The following is an 18,102-nucleotide window of genomic DNA, read 5'->3' as shown; positions in this document are numbered from 1 at the left end:
TAAAGTTTAAAGCGTATTGGTTATGGGTCATTGGTCATGGTTGATAAATTGTAAGCTACAACCATGAACTATCGCCTATTAACTATCATCTAAAAAGGCCACCGCTGCAAGCACATTTGCATAGCTAATGCAAATACACCACCACTCATCCACAAAATATAATCTCGCCTACCTGCTTTTAGTAACTGTACTAAGATAAGTGAAACGAGCAAAACACCTGCAACAATTATTAACTGCCCCACTTCTAGCCCTACATTAAACGCCAATAATTGCATGATGATGCTTTCATCAGTACCAAGCAAGCTTTTTAAATAATTGCTAAAACCAAGACCATGAATTAGCCCAAAGCCTAAAGCCATAAAGTAGATGAATGGAAACTTGCTTTTGTAAACAAACTTCTTTACAAAAACATTGCTAATGGCAGTAATAACGATGGTAACAGGTATTAAAAACTCAATCCATTTGGTAGAAAAATGTACCACATTAAACACACTTAAAGCCAAAGTAACCGAGTGACCAATGGTAAAAGCGGTAATAAGCACCAATATTTTTCGCCAATCGGCAAATTGATAGCGCAGGCATAATGCCATTACAAATAAAATATGGTCAATGCCTTGCCAATCGGCAATATGTTGCCTACCTAAAGTAAAATATAATTGAAAGTCACTCATGTGTAAGAGTTGAAAATTAATTAGCACCTTTGCAACTACAAAAAGCAAATGTTAAATGGCAAATATCTTGGTTAGATGGTTGATTACCACAGCAATATTCTTTCATCCATTTTTTGTGTCGGTAGTGCAAATAGACCAAAACACAAAGGAAAAAAGTTTAGAAGTAAGTGTGCGTATTTTTGCTGAAGACCTAGAAGCTACGCTAAAGAAATTTGGCAATAATACCAAGCTAGACCTACAACACCCTACTGATAAAGCCGCTGTAGACAAGCTAGTGAATGCTTACCTGCAAACTAAACTGCAACTAAAGGTAGAAGGTAAACCTGTAACCATGCATTATATAGGCTACGAGCAAAGGCTTGAAAGCATTTGGGTGTATCTTGAAGTAGAGAATGTTACATCGCTAAAAAAACTTGATGTAAACTGTAGTTTGCTTTACGAATTTGAACAAAAGCAAAGTAATATTATACATGTAAAAGCCGCTGCTGGCGATAAAAGTTTTAAACTAGATAACCCTAAAGCGAGTGCGAGTTTTGAGTTTTAGGTTGTTGAGGGATTTAAAATCCTTGGCTCTGAAGACCGGATTACAAATCCGGACTAACTGGTAAATCCGGACTAACTATTTTGCAGAAAGTTATGTTGACGATATTTTATCTAAAATTAGCTTTCTTTCTTTCTCGTAAATATCTTCAGTTAAAACCCCTTTCTCTTTTAAATCATGTAATTGTGACAATTGATTAAATAAGTTTTCCTTTGTATCGTTGCTAGTAAGATTATTTTTCGATTTGTCAGCGCCTTCAGAACTTTCTGAACCAGTTGTGATAATAATAGAGCAAACTATACAAATTATCCAAGTTAAAATTAACCCATAACCCTGTGTAAAAATTGCAATTATTACACTTATCACAAGCATTATAAGCCCACCAACAATTGAAGAATATAATAATCCTAGTGGACCAAATAATAATGCTAACAGAAATCCAATTAAAACGCTTTTCTCTTGTTTCATAATAAAAAAACTTTGATTAAAATATCATCTAGCTAAGTTGACTTATTCTATCATAAACCATACAGATGTTTTCATAAATAGGTTTTTGTTTTACATCCTTACTTGAATTATACGTTTTTACCAACATTTGAGCAGCTGCAAATACTTCTGGCAAGAATTTAATAATCTTAGAATTAATCGAGTCTTTATCAGAAAGTACACAAATAATATTTCCAACATTGTCAGTAAGCTTTCCATTATTACCAATTTCCCAGTAGAAATTATAATCTGCATTTGGATTTACTATACTTTCAAATTGATTGAATAATTTTTTACTAATTTTTTTACTTTCATCATAGTTCTGAACAAACCGTCCAAACAAGTCTATAATTTCATTAGAATTCTTTATCATTCTAACTGTTTCTTCATTTACATCAGGAAGAAATGAACAAATTACATTTTGTTTATTATCAGATAAAATATCATTAACAAGAATCCAACTCATATAGGTCATTTTGTGTTCATTACAAAAATATGAGAATGAATTAGAGTTTTACGAAAATCCTTTAAAACCACCCACTCTACCCAACACCTTCATTATTTCAAGCTTAAAACCTCTTGGTTGTTATAACACCTTCTTTATTTCAAGTTTAAAACCTTTTGGTTGTCATAACTCCTTGCTCAATTCAAGCTTAAAACCTCTTGGTTGTTATAACACCTTACCTATTTTAAGTTTGAAACCTCGTAGTTGTCGTAACACGTTACAGCATTAATTAACATATTGTTAGTAAAATCGTATCACTTAGTAGTAGATAATTCTATCATAAAGTAGTATTTTAGTATCTAAAAAATACCATTATGATTAGTCAATTTTTCAGCAATCCATTTGCACACATTACCGTAGGTAGCAGTAAGTTTTACAAATTTGTAGAAGCGCATTTACAAAGCCTTAAAGCTAATAACGAAGTCGGTAAGTTTGATGTGCTTATTACGAAACTAACAGCCCTCCTAGCCCCTTATCAGGCTTGGTTATCTACCCAAGATAAAAGCACTATTGACCGTGAAGATGATACGGATACCGTGAATGCACTTTTAGACAAGTTTGAAGATTTTATTGATAGTCTTTTTAAAGAAGTAAACTATGTATTTGACGATAATAAAAGTGTAATACACGAGGTATTTCCTAATGGTAAATCTGAATACAACAACATTACCATTATGAATGCACCTGTATTACTACAACGTGTGGCAGACTTTTGCGCAGCACATAAAACCAATTTAAAAGCAGGAAGAGATGCTACTAGTTTACAATTTTTAACCGATTTTAAAACTGAACGAGGTGAACAACTAGGTAGTAAAAGTGACGTAAGTACAGGTAGTACCGAGGGCAAAACATTACGCAGTGCTTTAGCTGTGTACTTGTACGAAGTGCTGTTGCATTTACTATTAGCCCATATAGATAATACTACGGCTGTAGAAAAATATTATGATTTCAGCATAGTACGCATTCGTAGAAAGGCGAAAGAGGATGATGGAAAATAAACCACTGAAAAATTACTTAATTTCAGCAAAAATTTAAACCATGGGTTTAGTATATGCAGATATAGAACTAATAAATGCTGATGATTTAGCATTGGTTCGTAGGAATATTATTGGTGAGGATGAAATAAGAAGCATGCACGTAAATATTTTAGCAGACAGTGGTGCTTTTATGATGAGCATAAATGAAAATATACAGGCGGTGCTGCAACTACCTTTTATAGAAAAACGTAAAGCCGTATTAGCCAATGGGTTGGTTGTAGAATATGATACAGTAGGCCCAGTAATGGTAAAATTTGCAAATAGAATTGCCACATGTAACGCCTTTGTATTAGAAGGCGATGCAGAACCATTATTGGGCGCAATACCAATGGAAGAGATGGACGTACTAATACATCCTCAAAGGCAAGCCTTAGTCGTAAATCCTGAGCATCCCGAATATGCCGTTTTAAAAATGAAATAGTGTTAGTAAAGCAGGTGAATGTATTGTAATTTTTTTTGTAAAGAGTACAATTCACGGGTATAAATTCAAAAATCAGGCTAGCAAATACAGACTAACTCAAAAAAAAGACCACTATTAAAGTGGCCTTTTTAATATTCTAGAATCATACAATTCTAATTTGTTCCTGTTGCTTCTGCTTTTGCAGCTGATTTCATGGCATCATTTGCCGAAATTAAAAATTGCACATTACGGTTTTGCATTCTACCATCTTCAGTATCATTACTGTATTTAGGCATATCTTCACCATAACCTTTAATGCTTAATCTAGAAGAAATGATACCATAATTTACTAAATAACCACGCACTACAGATGCTCTTTGTTCTGACAAATTTTGGTTATGACTATTAGTACCTGTATTATCTGTATGGCCTTGAATTTCAATATTGGTATCAGGGTATTTAACCAAAATAGCGTTTAGCTTATCTAGGTTAGTTTTTGAATCAGTAGATAAAGTAGCACTATTTACACCAAATAAAATTTTATCGCTAAACTCAACCACAATACCCTCGCCTACTCTTTCTACTTTGGCATTTGGTAAGTCTTTTTGAATGTCGGCAGCTTGTTTATCCATTTTTCGCCCAATAACTGCACCACCTACACCGCCTACTGCCGCTCCAATAATAGCACCTAAACCTACATGGCCAGATAAACTGCCTATAGCACCACCAACAACTGCACCGCCAGCTGTGCCTATTACAGCACCTTTTTGCGATTTGTTCGCCGTAGCACAACTGAATAATAAAAATGTAACCAGTAGTAAATAAGTAGAAATACTTGTAACCTTTTTCATGATAATAAATTGATTATGTAAACCAATAAGCCGCCGCAGTATTTTACAACTTGGCTATAAACACTTATTGAATTAATAATCAAAGGTGGTTGCGTAAAGCAGTAGGCCAATTACATAAGCATTCCTATTTGTTACAAGTTTTACTGATTGTATTAATGTACAATACTAGACATTGCGCTTATCTACCCAAGATGCACGTGCAAAATCGGGTAGGCTAATTTTATTAATTGGATAGCTATTTTTTTGCTTATTACAGTATTTACAAGCACTTCACAAACATCTAATTACAAAGTCAACATTTCTCTTAAAATCACTTTATATAACAAAGCATATTTAATTACCTTCGCACCTATCGCATTGTTTTTGAATGAAGAAAAACAGCTTGTGACGATTTAGAAATATGATTTTGAACCATTTTTAAAAAAACTTGCCAACAGCATGGATTACACAGCAATTATAATTGGTGTACTTGCACTAATAGTAGGGATTGTAGCGGGTAAATTTATCTTCGCTAAAAACACACAACAACAAGTAGCCGAGGCCGAAGCTAAAGCTAACGCAATGCTTAAAGAAGCAGAATTAAGAGCAGAAACTTTAAAAAAAGAAAAACAATTAGAGGCTAAAGAAAAGTTTGTACAACTTAAAGCCGATTATGACAGAGACGTTTTAGAACGCAACAAGAAAATTGTAGAATCTGAAGCGAGAACCAAACAAAAAGAACTAGCCATTAACCAAAAAGAAATTGCGCTAGACAAGCAGATTAAGGAAAATGAAACCATTAAAGAAAACCTTAACAAGCAAATTGAAGTAGTAAACGTAAAACGTACTGAGCTAGAAAAACACCAAGAAGAGCACATTCGTCGCTTAGAAAAAGTGGCAGGTTTATCTGCTGAAGATGCGAAAGCACAATTAATAGAAGGCTTACGCAGCCAAGCTATTTCACAAGCCTTAGTTATTCAACAAGAAATTATTGAAGATGCTAAATTGAAAGCCAATAAAGAGGCACGCAAAATTGTTATTCAAACCATTCAACGTACTGCTGCTGAGCAAACGATTGAAAATACCGTATCGGTATTTAACCTAGAAACCGATGAAATTAAAGGGCAGATTATTGGCCGTGAAGGCAGAAATATTCGTGCTTTAGAAGCTGCAACAGGTGTAGATTTAATTGTTGATGACACACCTGAAGCAATTGTATTATCATCATTCGATCCGTTGCGTAGAGAAGTGGCACGTTTAAGTTTACAACGCTTAATTGCTGATGGCAGAATTCACCCTGCACGTATTGAAGAAGTGGTAGAAAAAACACGCAAACAATTAGATGAGCAAGTTGCTGAAATTGGTGAGCGTACAGTAATAGAATTGGGTATTCATGGTTTACATAAAGAATTGGTAAGAATGGTTGGTAGAATGCGTTTCCGTTCTTCTTATGGCCAAAACTTATTAATGCACAGCCGTGAAACTGCTAATCTTTGTGGTATTATGGCTGCTGAATTAGGTATGAATCCTAAATTGGCTAAACGTGCTGGTTTACTACACGATATAGGTAAAGTACCTGATGAAGAGACTGAATTGAGCCACGCATTGCTTGGTGCAAAATTGGCCGAGAAATATGGTGAAAACCCTGCTATTGTAAATGCCATTGGTGCGCACCACGATGAGATGGAAATGCAATATGTGATTTCGCCAATCATTCAAGCTTGTGATGCTATCAGTGGTGCAAGACCAGGTGCAAGGCGTGAAATTATGCAGCAATATTTGCAACGCATTAAAGACTTAGAAAACCTAGCATTAGGCTATCAAGGTGTTGAAAAAGCATATGCAATACAAGCAGGTAGAGAATTACGTGTAATAGTTGAAGCTGAAAAGGTAACTGATGGTGATAGCGACAAACTTAGCTTTGAAATTGCACAGAAAATACAAACAGAAATGACCTATCCTGGCCAAATTAAAGTAACAGTAATTCGTGAAAAACGTGCTGTGAATATGGCGAGATAAGTATCTTAAAAACAATAGCAATAAAAATCCCAAGTTCAATTTTAAGAATTTGGGATTTTTATTTTGGAATATTACAAACACAACCTTACTTTTGCAGTCCGAAAAAATTTAGTCATGCAATCAGCAGTTCAATTTGTACACGAGCAACTTACAGTTAAAAAAGTACATCCAAAATTTAAAGCAGGTGACAATGTTACCGTAAATTATAAAATTGTAGAAGGCGGTAAAGAGCGTATTCAAGGTTTCCGTGGCGACGTAATTAAATTACAAGGCGTTGGCGGTACAGCTTCTTTCACTGTTCGTAAAATTTCTGACGGTGTTGGTGTTGAACGTTTGTTCCCAATCCAATCACCAAATATCGAATCTATCATCTTAAATAAAGTTGGTAAAGTTCGTCGTGCTAAATTGTTCTACCTACGTGAACGTTTTGGTAAAAGTGCAAGAATTCAAGAAAAACGCGTTAAATAGTTTTTCTCACAAATATTTTAAAGCGGAAGATTTAGTAAATACTAAACTTCCGCTTTTTTGTTTCGTCTTAACAAGGTTTTCAAAACTATTTCTTTCAAAGGGTTCAGTTTTACACTAACTTTACCGTCTTAAAATTTTTGTTATGGGCAATTTAGGTTTCCAAGAATTATTAGTAATTGGCTTAGTGGTGTTAGTATTATTTGGTGGCAGAAAAATTCCTGAATTTATGCGTGGCTTAGGCAAAGGTATTCGTGAGTTTAACGATGCTAAAGACAACGTAAAAAGAGAATTAAACGAAGGCATGAAAGCCAAAGAACAGGAAGAACCTGTAAAATAATTCCACTATTTTATCTCTCTCACATCAAACTTATTCTAGCCTTTGTTCCGTTTTAACAGCATCAAAGACTATCATAAACAATTATTGAATGGCAGTACCACTTGTGCAGCTGCTGTTCAATTTTATTTAGATAGTATACAAGCCAAAAACCATCTCAACGCTTTTTTAGAAGTATTTGCACAAGATGCACTAGCACAAGCTACTGCACTTGACCAAGCACGTGCCAATGGTGCGCCATTAGGCAAACTGCATGGTGTAGTGATTGCATTAAAAGATGTTATCTGCTATAAAGGGCACCAAGTTTCTGCTGCTTCTAAAATTTTAGACAATTTCACTTCTATTTATAATGCCACAGCCACAGAAAATTTATTAGCTGAAGGCGCTATAATTATTGGTAGAAATAACTGCGACGAATTTGCAATGGGTAGCAGTAGCGAAAACTCTGCGTATGGTATTGTAAAAAATGCTATTGACGAAACAAGAGTACCTGGTGGCTCTTCAGGTGGTTCGGCAGTTGCTGTACAGGCAGATTTGTGTATGGTATCACTTGGTAGCGATACTGGTGGTTCTGTGCGTCAGCCTGCAGATTTTTGTGGTATTGTAGGTTTAAAACCTAGCTATGGTCGCGTATCTCGTTATGGCTTAATTGCGTATGCGTCTTCTTTTGACCAAATTGGTATTTTTTCTAAAAATGTAGAAGATGCCGCATTAGTACTTGAAGTAATTGCTGGCGCAGATGATTTTGATAGCACCGCATCACAAAAAGCTGTGCCTAACTATTCTGAACAACTAGCAGATACCAGTAAAAAATACCGTTTTGCTTATTTTAAAGAAACACTCAACCACAAAGGTTTAGATACAGAAATAGCCGCAGCATTACACACTAAAATAGCTGACTTGCAAGCGCAAGGACATACTGTAGAAGCTATTGATTTTAATATGCTTGATTACGTGGTGCCTACCTATTACGTACTTACCACAGCAGAAGCAAGCAGCAATTTATCTCGCTTTGATGGCGTAAAATTTGGTTATCGAGCCCAATTATCAGCCGACGACGATTTAACTGAATTGTATAAAAAATCTCGTAGCGAAGCTTTTGGTAAAGAAGTACAACGCAGAATTTTATTGGGTACGTTTGTTTTAAGTGCTGGTTATTTTGATGCTTATTTTACTAAAGCACAGCAAGTAAGGCAATTATTGGCACAAACAACCACCAATATTTTTGCTAATTACGATGCTATTATTTCTCCAACAGTACCTACAACAGCTTTCAAAATTGGCGAAAAAAGCAATGACCCAATTGAGATGTTTTTAGGTGATATTTATACTGTATTTGCTAATTTGGTAGGTATTCCTGCTATCTCTGTACCATTATTTAGCCATAGCAATGGTATGCCTTTTGGCATACAAATAATGACAGGGCATTACGAAGAAGTAACGTTATTAAACATTGCTGCAACAATTAGCAAGTAGAAAGTTGTAATTACTAACAGCTATTGAAGAAATAAAACAAGATGTTATGGCACAGTTACGCATCTACCATTTTTGCTTCATATTAGTTGTGGCTTTCGCTGTAAATAATACTTATGGTCAAGTAGTTACCGATACTTTGCACCTAGATAAAATAGGTTTTACCAGTTTATTTGCCAACGATACATTTAATCCCAACAAACCGTATCTCTCGCAGCTAAGCCCAAAAGCCGTACCTTTTGTACAAGACTACATACGCAAGCAAGGCAAAGAATTAACTAAAATGAAAGAATGGGGTCGCCCCTATTTTGCCCTTTACGACCAAATATTAACGCAATACGGTGTACCTAAAGAAATGAAGTACCTGAGCGTCATTGAAAGCCATTTACGCAGTGGTTTAGTATCGTGGGCTGGCGCTGTAGGGCCATGGCAATTGATGGATTATGAGGCCAAACGCTTTGGCTTACGTGTAGGTGCCATTGACGACAGAACAGATTACACCAAAAGCACACAAGTAGCGGCCAAATTAATGAAAGAACTGTACGACCAATTTGGTGATTGGTTACTGGTAGTTGCTGCCTATAATGGCGGTGCAGGCAGAGTAAGACAAGCCATAAGAAAAAGTGGTAGTAGAGATTTTTGGGACTTACAATATTTTTTAAGAGAAGAAACTAGAACACACGTTAAGAAGTTTATTGGTACACATTATTTGTTTGAAGGTAGTGGCGGATTAACCACCATGACCAAACAAGAAGCTACAGATTTTAAAGCGAATGCTGTTACCAAAATAGTACAGCCACTTACAGACCAAGAGCTAGAAAATACCACCACAACTAGCATTAATGGGCGCTACAATTCTAGAATAGTAATTAAGTTTTTAGAAATGGACTTAGCACAGTTTGCCAAATGGAATCCTGATTTTGATAAGAAATTAGCGGTTGGTGAAAGCTACCAACTACGCCTTGCAAAAGATAAGTTGCCCATATTTGAAGCAAGAAAAAAAGAGATACTTGCAGAAAGTATTAGATGGCTGCTTGAAGGAAAATAAGATTGTACCACATAGACATATAAGCACATAGCAAATCTATATTATCAATTCATTCTCATTTCTTATGTGACTTCGTGCCTATGTGGTTCATTACTATAAATCAGGTACAGCATCTTTATGTCGCCATAAATGCAAGCAGGCATAAGTTCTGTAAGGTTGCCATTTAGCGGAAATTTTAAGCAGCTTTTCTCTAAACGCCTTTTTATCACTTGCATCTAGCTTGTACAGCTTTACCATCATTTGCTGAATAACTAAGTCGTCTATGGCAAATACATCTTCACGACCTAAGCTAAACATTAGTAGCATCTCAACTGTCCATTTACCTACACCTTTTATTTGCGTAAGTAAAGCCACAATATCTTCATTGCTCATAGCTTGTAGCTTTTTATCGGTGATTTTTTCCGCTATACAAAATCTGGCTACATTTTGTACATAAGACACTTTGTTGTTGCTTAAACCAATAGCTCTTAGCTGCTCAAAAGGTGTATCGAGTACTTGCTGTGGCTTGGGTTCTTTACCATTGTACAATTCTAAAAATCTACGAAAAATAACCGCCGCTACTTTAGTACTTAGTTGTTGGCTCATAATGCTAGCCATTAAGCGTAAAGGAATATTTTTACGTAGTTGCAATTCGTGTACAGTAGTACTAAGTGTTACAGCTAGTTTTTTGTCTTTTTGTAAATGCGCAACATAATCCATAGACGAAAGATACAGATGATTTTAAAAAGTATTTATTTGCAATTATGAAACGGGCTATCCAAATAACGAACGATGGCAGTACCACCATAGCCATACCAGAAAAAAATATTACTTACCACAGTACAAGTGGCGCTATTGGCGAAAGCTTACATGTATTTATAGATGCTGGTTTGCGATATGTGCATGCATCACAAAATGTAACGCCAATACACATTTTTGAAATGGGTTTTGGTACTGGTTTAAATGCATTGCTAAGCTGGCAATATGCACAACAGCAGCATCTAAACATCCAATTTACAAGTGTAGAGCGCTACCCTATTTTACCTGAAGAAGCACAACAATTAAACTTTGGCGAGCAATTGCAAATGACAAAAGAATTGCAGCAATTGCATAATTGCGAATGGAAAAAATCTGTTGTGCTTGATAAATACTTCACGCTTAGCAAATTGCAGCAGTCATTGCTAGAACTAACAAGCAATCAGCAGTTTCATGTTATTTATTTTGATGCTTTTGCACCCAATGACCAACCTGAACTTTGGGGTAAAGAGGTGTTTGAGAAAATGTATCAAATGCTGCTGCCAAAAGGCGTTTTAGTAACATATTGCAGTAAAGGCGAAGTAAGACGCAACATGATTGCTGCTGGGTTTACTGTAGAAAAACTGAAAGGCTTTGCTAATAAATGGGAAATGCTAAGGGCAAGCAAAAAGTGAGTTTGAGTAGTGAAAGCTCAAAGGTGAAAAGTGAATGGTGAATTGTGAAATTGTGAAATTGACAGCAAAAAGTGGGTGTTGAAAAGTGTTACAAAAAGCCGCAGTGTGCGACGCAACTGGTGCTAAATAGTAGTGCGAAAGTTTATCCCCAAAAAATAAAAACACAGGCTTAAAAATGTGGAAAATGAGGCACAGTAAAATAGCCTATAAGCCTTTAAATACCTTATCTTCACGCCCTTTCTTAAAAACAGCATAGAACAAAAAATATGAGCGAAGAATTGAATCCTCAACAAGGCAGTTACGGTGCCGATAGTATACAGGTTTTAGAAGGTTTAGAGGCGGTGAGAAAAAGGCCAGCCATGTACATTGGCGATATTGGCGTAAAGGGCTTGCACCACTTGGTGTATGAGGTGGTAGATAACTCGATAGATGAAGCTTTGGCGGGTTACTGTAATAATATTTTTGTAACCATTCATGAAGACAATAGCATTAGTGTAAAAGATGATGGTCGTGGTATTCCTACAGCGATGCATACGAAAGAAAAACGTAGTGCACTTGAGGTGGTAATGACGGTATTGCACGCAGGTGGTAAGTTTGATAAAGGCAGCTACAAAGTGAGTGGTGGTTTGCATGGTGTGGGTGTAAGTTGTGTGAACGCATTGAGTACAACATTGCACGTAACGGTAGAACGTGAAGGCAAAATGTTTGAGCAAGAATACCATTGTGGTATACCAGCTTATCCTGTAAGAGAAATAGGTACAAGTGGTAGAACTGGTACTACTGTTAGGTTTTGGCCAGATGGTAGCATCTTTCAAGACTTGGTGTACAAAAAAGAAATTTTAGAAGGTCGCTTACGTGAATTGGGTTACTTAAACAAGCGCATTAGAATTACACTAACCGATTTAAGAGAAAAGAATGAAGACGGTTCTGATTATACGGTTGAGTTTTATAGCGAAGGCGGTATTGTTGAGTTTGTAGAAATGCTAGATAAAACTGCAAATCGTCAGCCATTATTAACGAATACATTGTATGTAGAAGGTTACGATGAGCCAAGCAATGTAACAGTAGATGTAGCATTAACGTACAACAACGACTTTAAAGAAAACATTTACAGCTACGTCAATAATATTAACACTATTGAAGGTGGTACACACGTTACAGGCTTTAGACGTGCTTTAACTCGTGTATTTAAAAGCTATGGTGATAAAGAAGGCTTGTTTGAAAAAGCGAAAGTAGAAATTGAAGGTGATGACTTTAGAGAAGGTTTAAGTGCTATTATTTCGGTAAAAGTACCTGAACCACAATTTGAAGGGCAAACCAAAACCAAACTTGGTAATAGCGAGGTAAGTGGTGTGGTAGATAGCACTGTGAGCCGTGTATTACAGGCATTTTTAGAGGAAAACCCACGTGAGGCTAAGAATATCATTAGCAAAGTAGTTTTAGCCGCACAGGCGAGAATGGCAGCTAAAAAAGCTCGTGACTTGGTACAACGTAAAACTGTATTGAGTGGTGGTGGCTTGCCAGGTAAATTGGCTGATTGTAGTGAACGTAATCCTGAAAAATGTGAGCTATACTTAGTGGAAGGTGATTCGGCTGGTGGTACTGCAAAACAAGGTAGAGATAGAAGCTATCAAGCAATTTTACCATTGCGTGGTAAAATCTTGAACGTAGAAAAAGCAATGGAACATAAAATTTATGAAAGTGAGGAAATTAGAAACATTTTCACTGCTATGGGCGTAACAATTGGTACACCAGAAGATCCAAAAGCTTTGAACATAAGCAAACTACGTTACCACAAGCTCATCATTATGACCGATGCTGATGTGGATGGTAGCCACATTGCAACATTAATTTTAACCTTTATTTTCCGCTATATGAAGGCCTTGGTAGAACAAGGAAATGTGTATGTAGCACAGCCACCTTTGTACTTGGTTAAAAAGGGTAAAGAGCAAGAATATGCTTATAGCGAGGAACAACGCAAAGCTTTGGTAGAAAAATTAGGACATGGTAATGAGAGTGCTGTAGGTATTCAACGATACAAAGGTTTGGGTGAAATGAATGCTAGCCAATTGTGGGAAACAACGATGGATCCTGCACGTAGAACTTTAAAACGTGTAAGCATTGAAAGTGCCGCAGAAGCTGACCGTGTATTTAGTATGCTAATGGGTGATGAAGTGGCACCACGCAGGCACTTTATTGAAACGCACGCTAAATACGCAAAAATTGATGTTTAGTAGTTAAAAAGTAAGACACCTATATATTTATAAAAACCCCTTGAAAGCGTTAAACCTTTCGAGGGGTTTTTGCTTTAGAAGAAGTGCTAATGGCTACTCTATTCGAGTAGTAAACAAATTCTAGTAAATAACAATAGAGTTAAAATGAGGAAAAGTTAAATTTAATATATTAAACGATTGGCTATCTGTGAAACCCCTAGTAAAAACAAATCAACCGAAAGATATTAGATTTAAGCAAATTTCAATTCTATGAATACTATCTTATTTATTTGTATAATAAATTTATAAACAAGTCAAACACAAAATAATATTATTAATATTTATGTGTGGCTAAGAAAATAAAAAAAAACTCTTTAATTATTTGCTATTTACATAACCTGTTATTACTATTGCACTTTAATAAAATAAAAAGGAACTAAAACATGAAAAAAATCGTATTGTTAGCCGCTTTGGCTATCGCAGGTTTCGCAGCAAATGCACAATTATCATCTGAGGGTGTTCAGTTCGGTATTAAAGCAGGTGTTAACTTAGCAAACGTTTCTGTCAAAGCATCTGGTGTTTCAGTATCACCAAGCTCTTTAGCAAGATTAACAGCAGGTGGTTTCGCAGTTATTCCAATTGGTGAAAAATTTGCCCTGCAACCAGAATTATTATATTCAGGTATGGGTTACAAAGTAAGCAGCGATAAAGCAAAACTTGATTACATCAGTTTACCAATATTGGCTAAATATAAATTTGCCAATGGCTTAGCAGCTTATGCAGGCCCACAAATTGGATTTTTACTCTCTGCTAAAGCTAATGACCAAGATGTAAAAGATCAAGTTAAAAGTACAGACTTTGGCGCAGCAATTGGTGCAGATTATACTCTTTCTAGTGGCATCAACTTTTCTGCTAGATATTTAGTAGGCTTATCAAATATTGATAAAGATACTAACAGTGGCGCTACTACAAAAAACAATGCATTTACTTTTACAATTGGTTATGTGTTTGGACCTAAATAATTTTTCAGAGGCAATGTATAATTTTAACAAAAAAGACCATCATTCGATGGTCTTTTTTGTCTAAGTACTAAACAAATAAAAAGGGCGCTTTTTGGAATTATTAAAAAGGATTTCGAAACAAACAATTTGTATCATTGCTAATCAATTTTTTAAATAAACACAGTATGAAACAAACATTACTTGCATGTGTACTATTACTAGGCATTACAGCTGCTATGGCGCAGCAAAGCGATAAAAAATGGCAATTTGCAGTTGGCCCAGTTGTGTATTCGCCTACTGGCGAAAATGCCGATTATTACAAAACTGGCTTTGGTGCAGAAGGTGAAATTAGCTACAGCTTAAACGATAAATTTCAACTTTTTGGGCAAAGTGGTTTCTCTGTTTTTTCGGGTAAAGTTGTTACCTATTCTGGTACAATTTCGGGCATCCCTTATTCTGTTCAGGTAGAGTCGCCCAAATTGAATTTAATACCCGTTTTAGTAGGCGGTAGATATACCGTCAATAATTTTGAGGTTGGTGCAGGTGCAGGTTACGGTATTTATACTACTAAAGATTATGGTTCTGGCGGCGGTTTCTCGTACAGCCCACAAATAGGTTACAATTTTAAGCAACTTAAATTATTAGCCATCTATTCTTCATCGGCGCTTAAAAATGATGACCCAACTATTGCTGCTGTAGGTGTAACTAATGTAACCGCATTTGGCGTAAAACTGTTCTACAAGTTTTAAAGCTAGCCGCAACATATAATTAATCACATTGCCCAATATAGAAATGTGGATTAATTTTTACACAGTTTTTTGCCATATTCTCAAATAAACCTGTAGTTTGTGCTACTAATTTATTCACTAACCAATGCCTACACGTTACAGGCATTAAAACTGAAACAAAATGGATACAAGTAAAATGCTTAAAGCATACTGCTTAAAGACAAAAGAAAAAAATGTACCAATGCAAGATGCCGTTATTACCAAAACTGCAAAGGGTGGTTATATGGCTGGTGGTCATGATGGTAAAGGCAACAAAATGGCAGCTATTTTAGGCGAAGCAAAAGCTTTACAAGCTATCGCTGATGGTGTTGCTAAAAAAGGTTTCTAATTACAACCATATTTACAATAAAAAAGCTATCCCAAAAAGATAGCTTTTTTAGTTAGTACCATATCGAGAGTATTATCGCTTTAAAGCACTAGCCATTATCGCTAGGCTATTTTCTTTAGTCCCTTCAAGCTGATAACCCATGGCGTTAATACTTACGCCTACTATCTTCTTGTTATTGTCTCTTTTAAATAAAGCTTTACCTTGAAAAGCAACAATTATATACAAGTCCTCACTTTCTTTATTTAAGGCAGAAGAACCCGCACTAGAATTCATTACCAATGCATCATTTTCAAGTGTAACTGTTACAGCATCTATTACACTGCCAGATGGAAATACATACTTACCTACATACTGTGCTAATGTGGTGTCTTGTTGTTGCGCATAGCTAGCTACACCAAAGCCAAGCACTAGCACTATTAAAAGCATTATTTTCTTCATCATCATATTTGTTTTGTTTGTTTAAAGATAGTTTTCTAACGCTTTTCACCAAATTAAGTTACAATTACTTCTTCAAGTTTTCTAACGCAGCGTCTATTGTTGTATAATCGTACTTAAAGCCTGCTGCCAATGCTTTCTTATTACTTACCGTAGCACTTTTCAGCACCTCAATACTCATTTCGCCAAGCATTATTTTCAATACAAATGCTGGCACATGCAACGGAATAAAAAAGCTTTTACGCAGTATTTTAGCCAAGGTAAGTGTTAGTGTTTTATTACTAACGGGCTTACTTGCCACCGTATTGTACACACCCTGCATTTGCGGTTGTTCTATGGCATATACAAATAGCTTGCACAGGTCTTCTACATGTATCCAACTAATCATTTGCTTGCCACTACCTAGTATGCCTGCTATACCAAATTTCAATGGCTTTTTAAACTCTACCAATGCACCACCTGTATTGCTAAGCACAATACCTATACGCAACTTTACCAAGCGCTTGCCTAGCTGTGTTACAGGCTCTATACTTTTTTCCCACAGCCTACAAGTTTCGCCTAAGAACTCAGTGTCAGCAGGTGCATCTTCTGCAAAGCCATTGGCTAGGCTAGCAGCCGTATCTGCACCGTACCAGCCTATTGCCGATGCACTTACCACCGTTTGTACTTTGTTAGGCAGTTTTGCCAAAGCCGTTACCAACGTAGCACTGCTTTTAGTACGACTATCTACAATCTCTTGTTTGCGTTCAGCGCTCCAGCGTTTGTCTGCCACACCAGCACCAGCTAGGTGAATAATATGGTCAGCCTTTGCCAATGCATCCGCATCTATTTCCTGCGTATCAATATTCCATTGCGCATGACTCACCTTAGCATGAGGGCGCATCTTACTAGACCCACGGCTCACAATAATTACATCGTAACCCTTCACCACCAACAATTCCATTAAATGTTGCCCCACCATACCAGTACCGCCTGTTATTAACACCGTTGCCATTGCTATCAGTTTTGTTATACCAACAAAGATGCGCAGGGATAGTTGTACCAACAACAAATTGTCATGCTGACGAAGGAAGCATCTAACGATGCTTAGAAAGATATTTATGTTACCAGCTGTAGTAGTACTATTATTCTTTTGTGTAGCCTGTGCTGAGTTTACGAAGCATCTACACTTGTACGTTCTGTACTTTATGGGGCTTTATTGTAGCGTAGATATATTTCACGCAAAAGAACAAAGAAGGCAAAGGGCGCAAAGTTCTATCGCACTTGTTGTGTCTTCGAACAACAACAAAAGAAGTAATTAGTTAAAAAATGCAAATTAGAAGTTGTTGGTATGCTTATACACATTTGCCTGCCCGACATACCAACAACGGCGAAATGTCGTTATGATACATATTGATAGTAGTTGATGCAATGAATCATTGTCAATAATAGAATGTCGTTATTTTTAAATTTGTCAAATGTGTCCGAAGTAGAAATATTGTAATCCTGGTTAAATTTGTCCCACTTAAAGTCGGTTTGAATTACTAAAAGTCCTTCTTCTTCGCTGTCTACCAAAGTATATGTACTTTTAAAAACACCTGTATGTTTTAAAATATAATGGTTCTCAATGTTTTCAAGCTTTGTGGTTATTGTTATATTTCCTTTGGAATTCATTTTAAAGTTCAATAAAATACTTTCGTTGTCTTTGAGTTCAACTGTCATTGCTGAGTCGCTTTTTGGCTCAAAGTGGTAACTCAAACCATTTGCTAATGAAATATCAGATTTTAGGTTATATCGTTGTTCATATATCAAATCGCCGATTAAATTGTCGTTGTTTGTAAAACTAAATTTCTTTCTGTCGTCTGATTTTACTTTATATTCTGTCATAATGTTAAATTTATGTCTGTTTAATTGTTATGTAATATGCTTGCAGCCAACGAAAAAGGCTTGGCGTTGTTGGGGAATTAGCATTCCGTCTGCCCACAACCGAAGCCCAATGATTGCAATATTGCTGATGTTTTATTCAAAAGCCGAATTTATAACGTCCAGCCCGAACTGAAGTACAATAAAGAACAAATGTTGAGGCAATATTCGTCAAGCCCCAATAATGCCAAACCATATGTTGGGCGTAGGCTTT

At 36.1% G+C, this 18,102-nt stretch carries 21 protein-coding genes; 13 read left to right on the top strand and 8 right to left on the bottom strand.

Translation table 11 applies throughout. The features are described 5' to 3' along the window. Positions 1 to 89 precede the first annotated feature (89 nt). Entirely contained in the window at positions 90 to 671 is a 582-nt protein-coding gene (locus tag ACT9TX_RS01945) for a HupE/UreJ family protein (RefSeq protein ID WP_481336517.1), read from the bottom strand. Positions 672 to 726: 55 nt separating this feature from the next. Here ACT9TX_RS01945 and ACT9TX_RS01940 point away from each other — a divergent pair, with 55 nt between their 5' ends. Further along, positions 727 to 1,215 (top strand): DUF6702 family protein, encoded by a 489-nt coding sequence (locus ACT9TX_RS01940; protein ID WP_481336516.1) that lies wholly within the window; start codon positions 727 to 729, stop codon positions 1,213 to 1,215. 90 nt (positions 1,216 to 1,305) lie between these two features. On the opposite strand, the gene ACT9TX_RS01935 is transcribed toward ACT9TX_RS01940, so the two are convergent. Both ACT9TX_RS01935 and ACT9TX_RS01930 read right to left on the bottom strand, forming a co-directional pair. Beyond that, entirely contained in the window at positions 1,306 to 1,680 is a 375-nt protein-coding gene (locus ACT9TX_RS01935; protein WP_481336515.1) for a hypothetical protein, read from the bottom strand. Between the two features lie 28 nt (positions 1,681 to 1,708). Next, a complete protein-coding gene (locus ACT9TX_RS01930; RefSeq protein ID WP_481336514.1) occupies positions 1,709 to 2,164 on the bottom strand; it encodes a hypothetical protein in 456 nt (151 codons plus the stop codon). A 353-nt stretch (positions 2,165 to 2,517) separates the two neighbouring features. On the opposite strand from ACT9TX_RS01930, the gene ACT9TX_RS01925 reads away from it, so the two are divergent. Both ACT9TX_RS01925 and ACT9TX_RS01920 read left to right on the top strand, forming a co-directional pair. Beyond that, positions 2,518 to 3,201 (top strand): hypothetical protein, encoded by a 684-nt coding sequence (locus tag ACT9TX_RS01925; RefSeq protein ID WP_481336513.1) that lies wholly within the window; start codon positions 2,518 to 2,520, stop codon positions 3,199 to 3,201. Positions 3,202 to 3,241: 40 nt separating this feature from the next. After that, the gene (locus ACT9TX_RS01920; protein WP_481336512.1) at positions 3,242 to 3,661 is read left to right on the top strand and encodes a pepsin/retropepsin-like aspartic protease family protein; all 420 of its coding nucleotides are present in this window, start codon (positions 3,242 to 3,244) and stop codon (positions 3,659 to 3,661) included. Positions 3,662 to 3,813: 152 nt separating this feature from the next. Here the strand turns inward: ACT9TX_RS01920 and ACT9TX_RS01915 are convergent, their stop codons facing one another. Beyond that, positions 3,814 to 4,491: a YiaD family glycine zipper/OmpA-like lipoprotein gene (locus ACT9TX_RS01915; RefSeq protein ID WP_481336511.1), complete on the bottom strand. Its 678-nt coding sequence runs from the start codon at positions 4,489 to 4,491 to the stop codon at positions 3,814 to 3,816. Between the two features lie 438 nt (positions 4,492 to 4,929). On the opposite strand from ACT9TX_RS01915, the gene rny reads away from it, so the two are divergent. From rny to ACT9TX_RS01890, 5 genes are all read left to right on the top strand, one after another. Further along, on the top strand, positions 4,930 to 6,489 hold the full coding sequence (rny, locus tag ACT9TX_RS01910; protein ID WP_481336510.1) for a ribonuclease Y: 1,560 nt from the start codon (positions 4,930 to 4,932) through the stop codon (positions 6,487 to 6,489). A 114-nt stretch (positions 6,490 to 6,603) separates the two neighbouring features. Continuing rightward, entirely contained in the window at positions 6,604 to 6,957 is a 354-nt protein-coding gene (gene rplS, locus ACT9TX_RS01905; protein ID WP_379014198.1) for a 50S ribosomal protein L19, read from the top strand. Between the two features lie 142 nt (positions 6,958 to 7,099). After that, on the top strand, positions 7,100 to 7,294 hold the full coding sequence (locus tag ACT9TX_RS01900; RefSeq protein ID WP_481336509.1) for a Sec-independent protein translocase subunit TatA/TatB: 195 nt from the start codon (positions 7,100 to 7,102) through the stop codon (positions 7,292 to 7,294). 42 nt (positions 7,295 to 7,336) lie between these two features. Beyond that, a complete protein-coding gene (gatA, locus tag ACT9TX_RS01895) occupies positions 7,337 to 8,767 on the top strand; it encodes an Asp-tRNA(Asn)/Glu-tRNA(Gln) amidotransferase subunit GatA (protein ID WP_481336508.1) in 1,431 nt (476 codons plus the stop codon). Positions 8,768 to 8,813: 46 nt separating this feature from the next. Next, positions 8,814 to 9,812 (top strand): lytic transglycosylase domain-containing protein, encoded by a 999-nt coding sequence (locus tag ACT9TX_RS01890; RefSeq protein ID WP_481336507.1) that lies wholly within the window; start codon positions 8,814 to 8,816, stop codon positions 9,810 to 9,812. A 93-nt stretch (positions 9,813 to 9,905) separates the two neighbouring features. Here ACT9TX_RS01890 and ACT9TX_RS01885 read toward each other — a convergent pair whose 3' ends face one another. After that, the gene (locus tag ACT9TX_RS01885; protein ID WP_481336506.1) at positions 9,906 to 10,511 is read right to left on the bottom strand and encodes a DNA-3-methyladenine glycosylase family protein; all 606 of its coding nucleotides are present in this window, start codon (positions 10,509 to 10,511) and stop codon (positions 9,906 to 9,908) included. 44 nt (positions 10,512 to 10,555) lie between these two features. Between ACT9TX_RS01885 and mnmC2 the strand changes: the two genes are divergently transcribed. From mnmC2 to ACT9TX_RS01860, 5 genes are all read left to right on the top strand, one after another. Beyond that, positions 10,556 to 11,221: a tRNA (5-methylaminomethyl-2-thiouridine)(34)-methyltransferase MnmC2 gene (gene mnmC2, locus ACT9TX_RS01880; RefSeq protein WP_481336505.1), complete on the top strand. Its 666-nt coding sequence runs from the start codon at positions 10,556 to 10,558 to the stop codon at positions 11,219 to 11,221. A gap of 266 nt (positions 11,222 to 11,487) precedes the next feature. Then, entirely contained in the window at positions 11,488 to 13,455 is a 1,968-nt protein-coding gene (gyrB, locus tag ACT9TX_RS01875) for a DNA topoisomerase (ATP-hydrolyzing) subunit B (RefSeq protein ID WP_481336504.1), read from the top strand. Between the two features lie 422 nt (positions 13,456 to 13,877). Beyond that, positions 13,878 to 14,456, top strand: coding sequence for a porin family protein (locus ACT9TX_RS01870; RefSeq protein WP_481336503.1), 579 nt, complete (start codon positions 13,878 to 13,880; stop codon positions 14,454 to 14,456). 164 nt (positions 14,457 to 14,620) lie between these two features. Next, positions 14,621 to 15,184 (top strand): hypothetical protein, encoded by a 564-nt coding sequence (locus tag ACT9TX_RS01865; protein ID WP_481336502.1) that lies wholly within the window; start codon positions 14,621 to 14,623, stop codon positions 15,182 to 15,184. 160 nt (positions 15,185 to 15,344) lie between these two features. Further along, positions 15,345 to 15,551 (top strand): hypothetical protein, encoded by a 207-nt coding sequence (locus ACT9TX_RS01860; protein WP_481336501.1) that lies wholly within the window; start codon positions 15,345 to 15,347, stop codon positions 15,549 to 15,551. 72 nt (positions 15,552 to 15,623) lie between these two features. On the opposite strand, the gene ACT9TX_RS01855 is transcribed toward ACT9TX_RS01860, so the two are convergent. The 3 genes from ACT9TX_RS01855 to ACT9TX_RS01845 all read right to left on the bottom strand — a co-directional run bounded on the left by ACT9TX_RS01855 (position 15,624) and on the right by ACT9TX_RS01845 (position 17,852). Then, positions 15,624 to 15,992: a hypothetical protein gene (locus ACT9TX_RS01855; RefSeq protein WP_481336500.1), complete on the bottom strand. Its 369-nt coding sequence runs from the start codon at positions 15,990 to 15,992 to the stop codon at positions 15,624 to 15,626. Positions 15,993 to 16,053: 61 nt separating this feature from the next. After that, entirely contained in the window at positions 16,054 to 16,980 is a 927-nt protein-coding gene (locus ACT9TX_RS01850) for a TIGR01777 family oxidoreductase (RefSeq protein WP_481336499.1), read from the bottom strand. Positions 16,981 to 17,366: 386 nt separating this feature from the next. Then, a complete protein-coding gene (locus ACT9TX_RS01845; protein ID WP_481336498.1) occupies positions 17,367 to 17,852 on the bottom strand; it encodes a hypothetical protein in 486 nt (161 codons plus the stop codon). Positions 17,853 to 18,102 lie beyond the last annotated feature (250 nt).

This window comes from Parasediminibacterium sp. HNIBRBA5674 (assembly GCF_056745525.1).
Note: the sequence above shows the minus strand (reverse complement) of the source record. Positions and strands in the feature narration are given on the sequence as shown.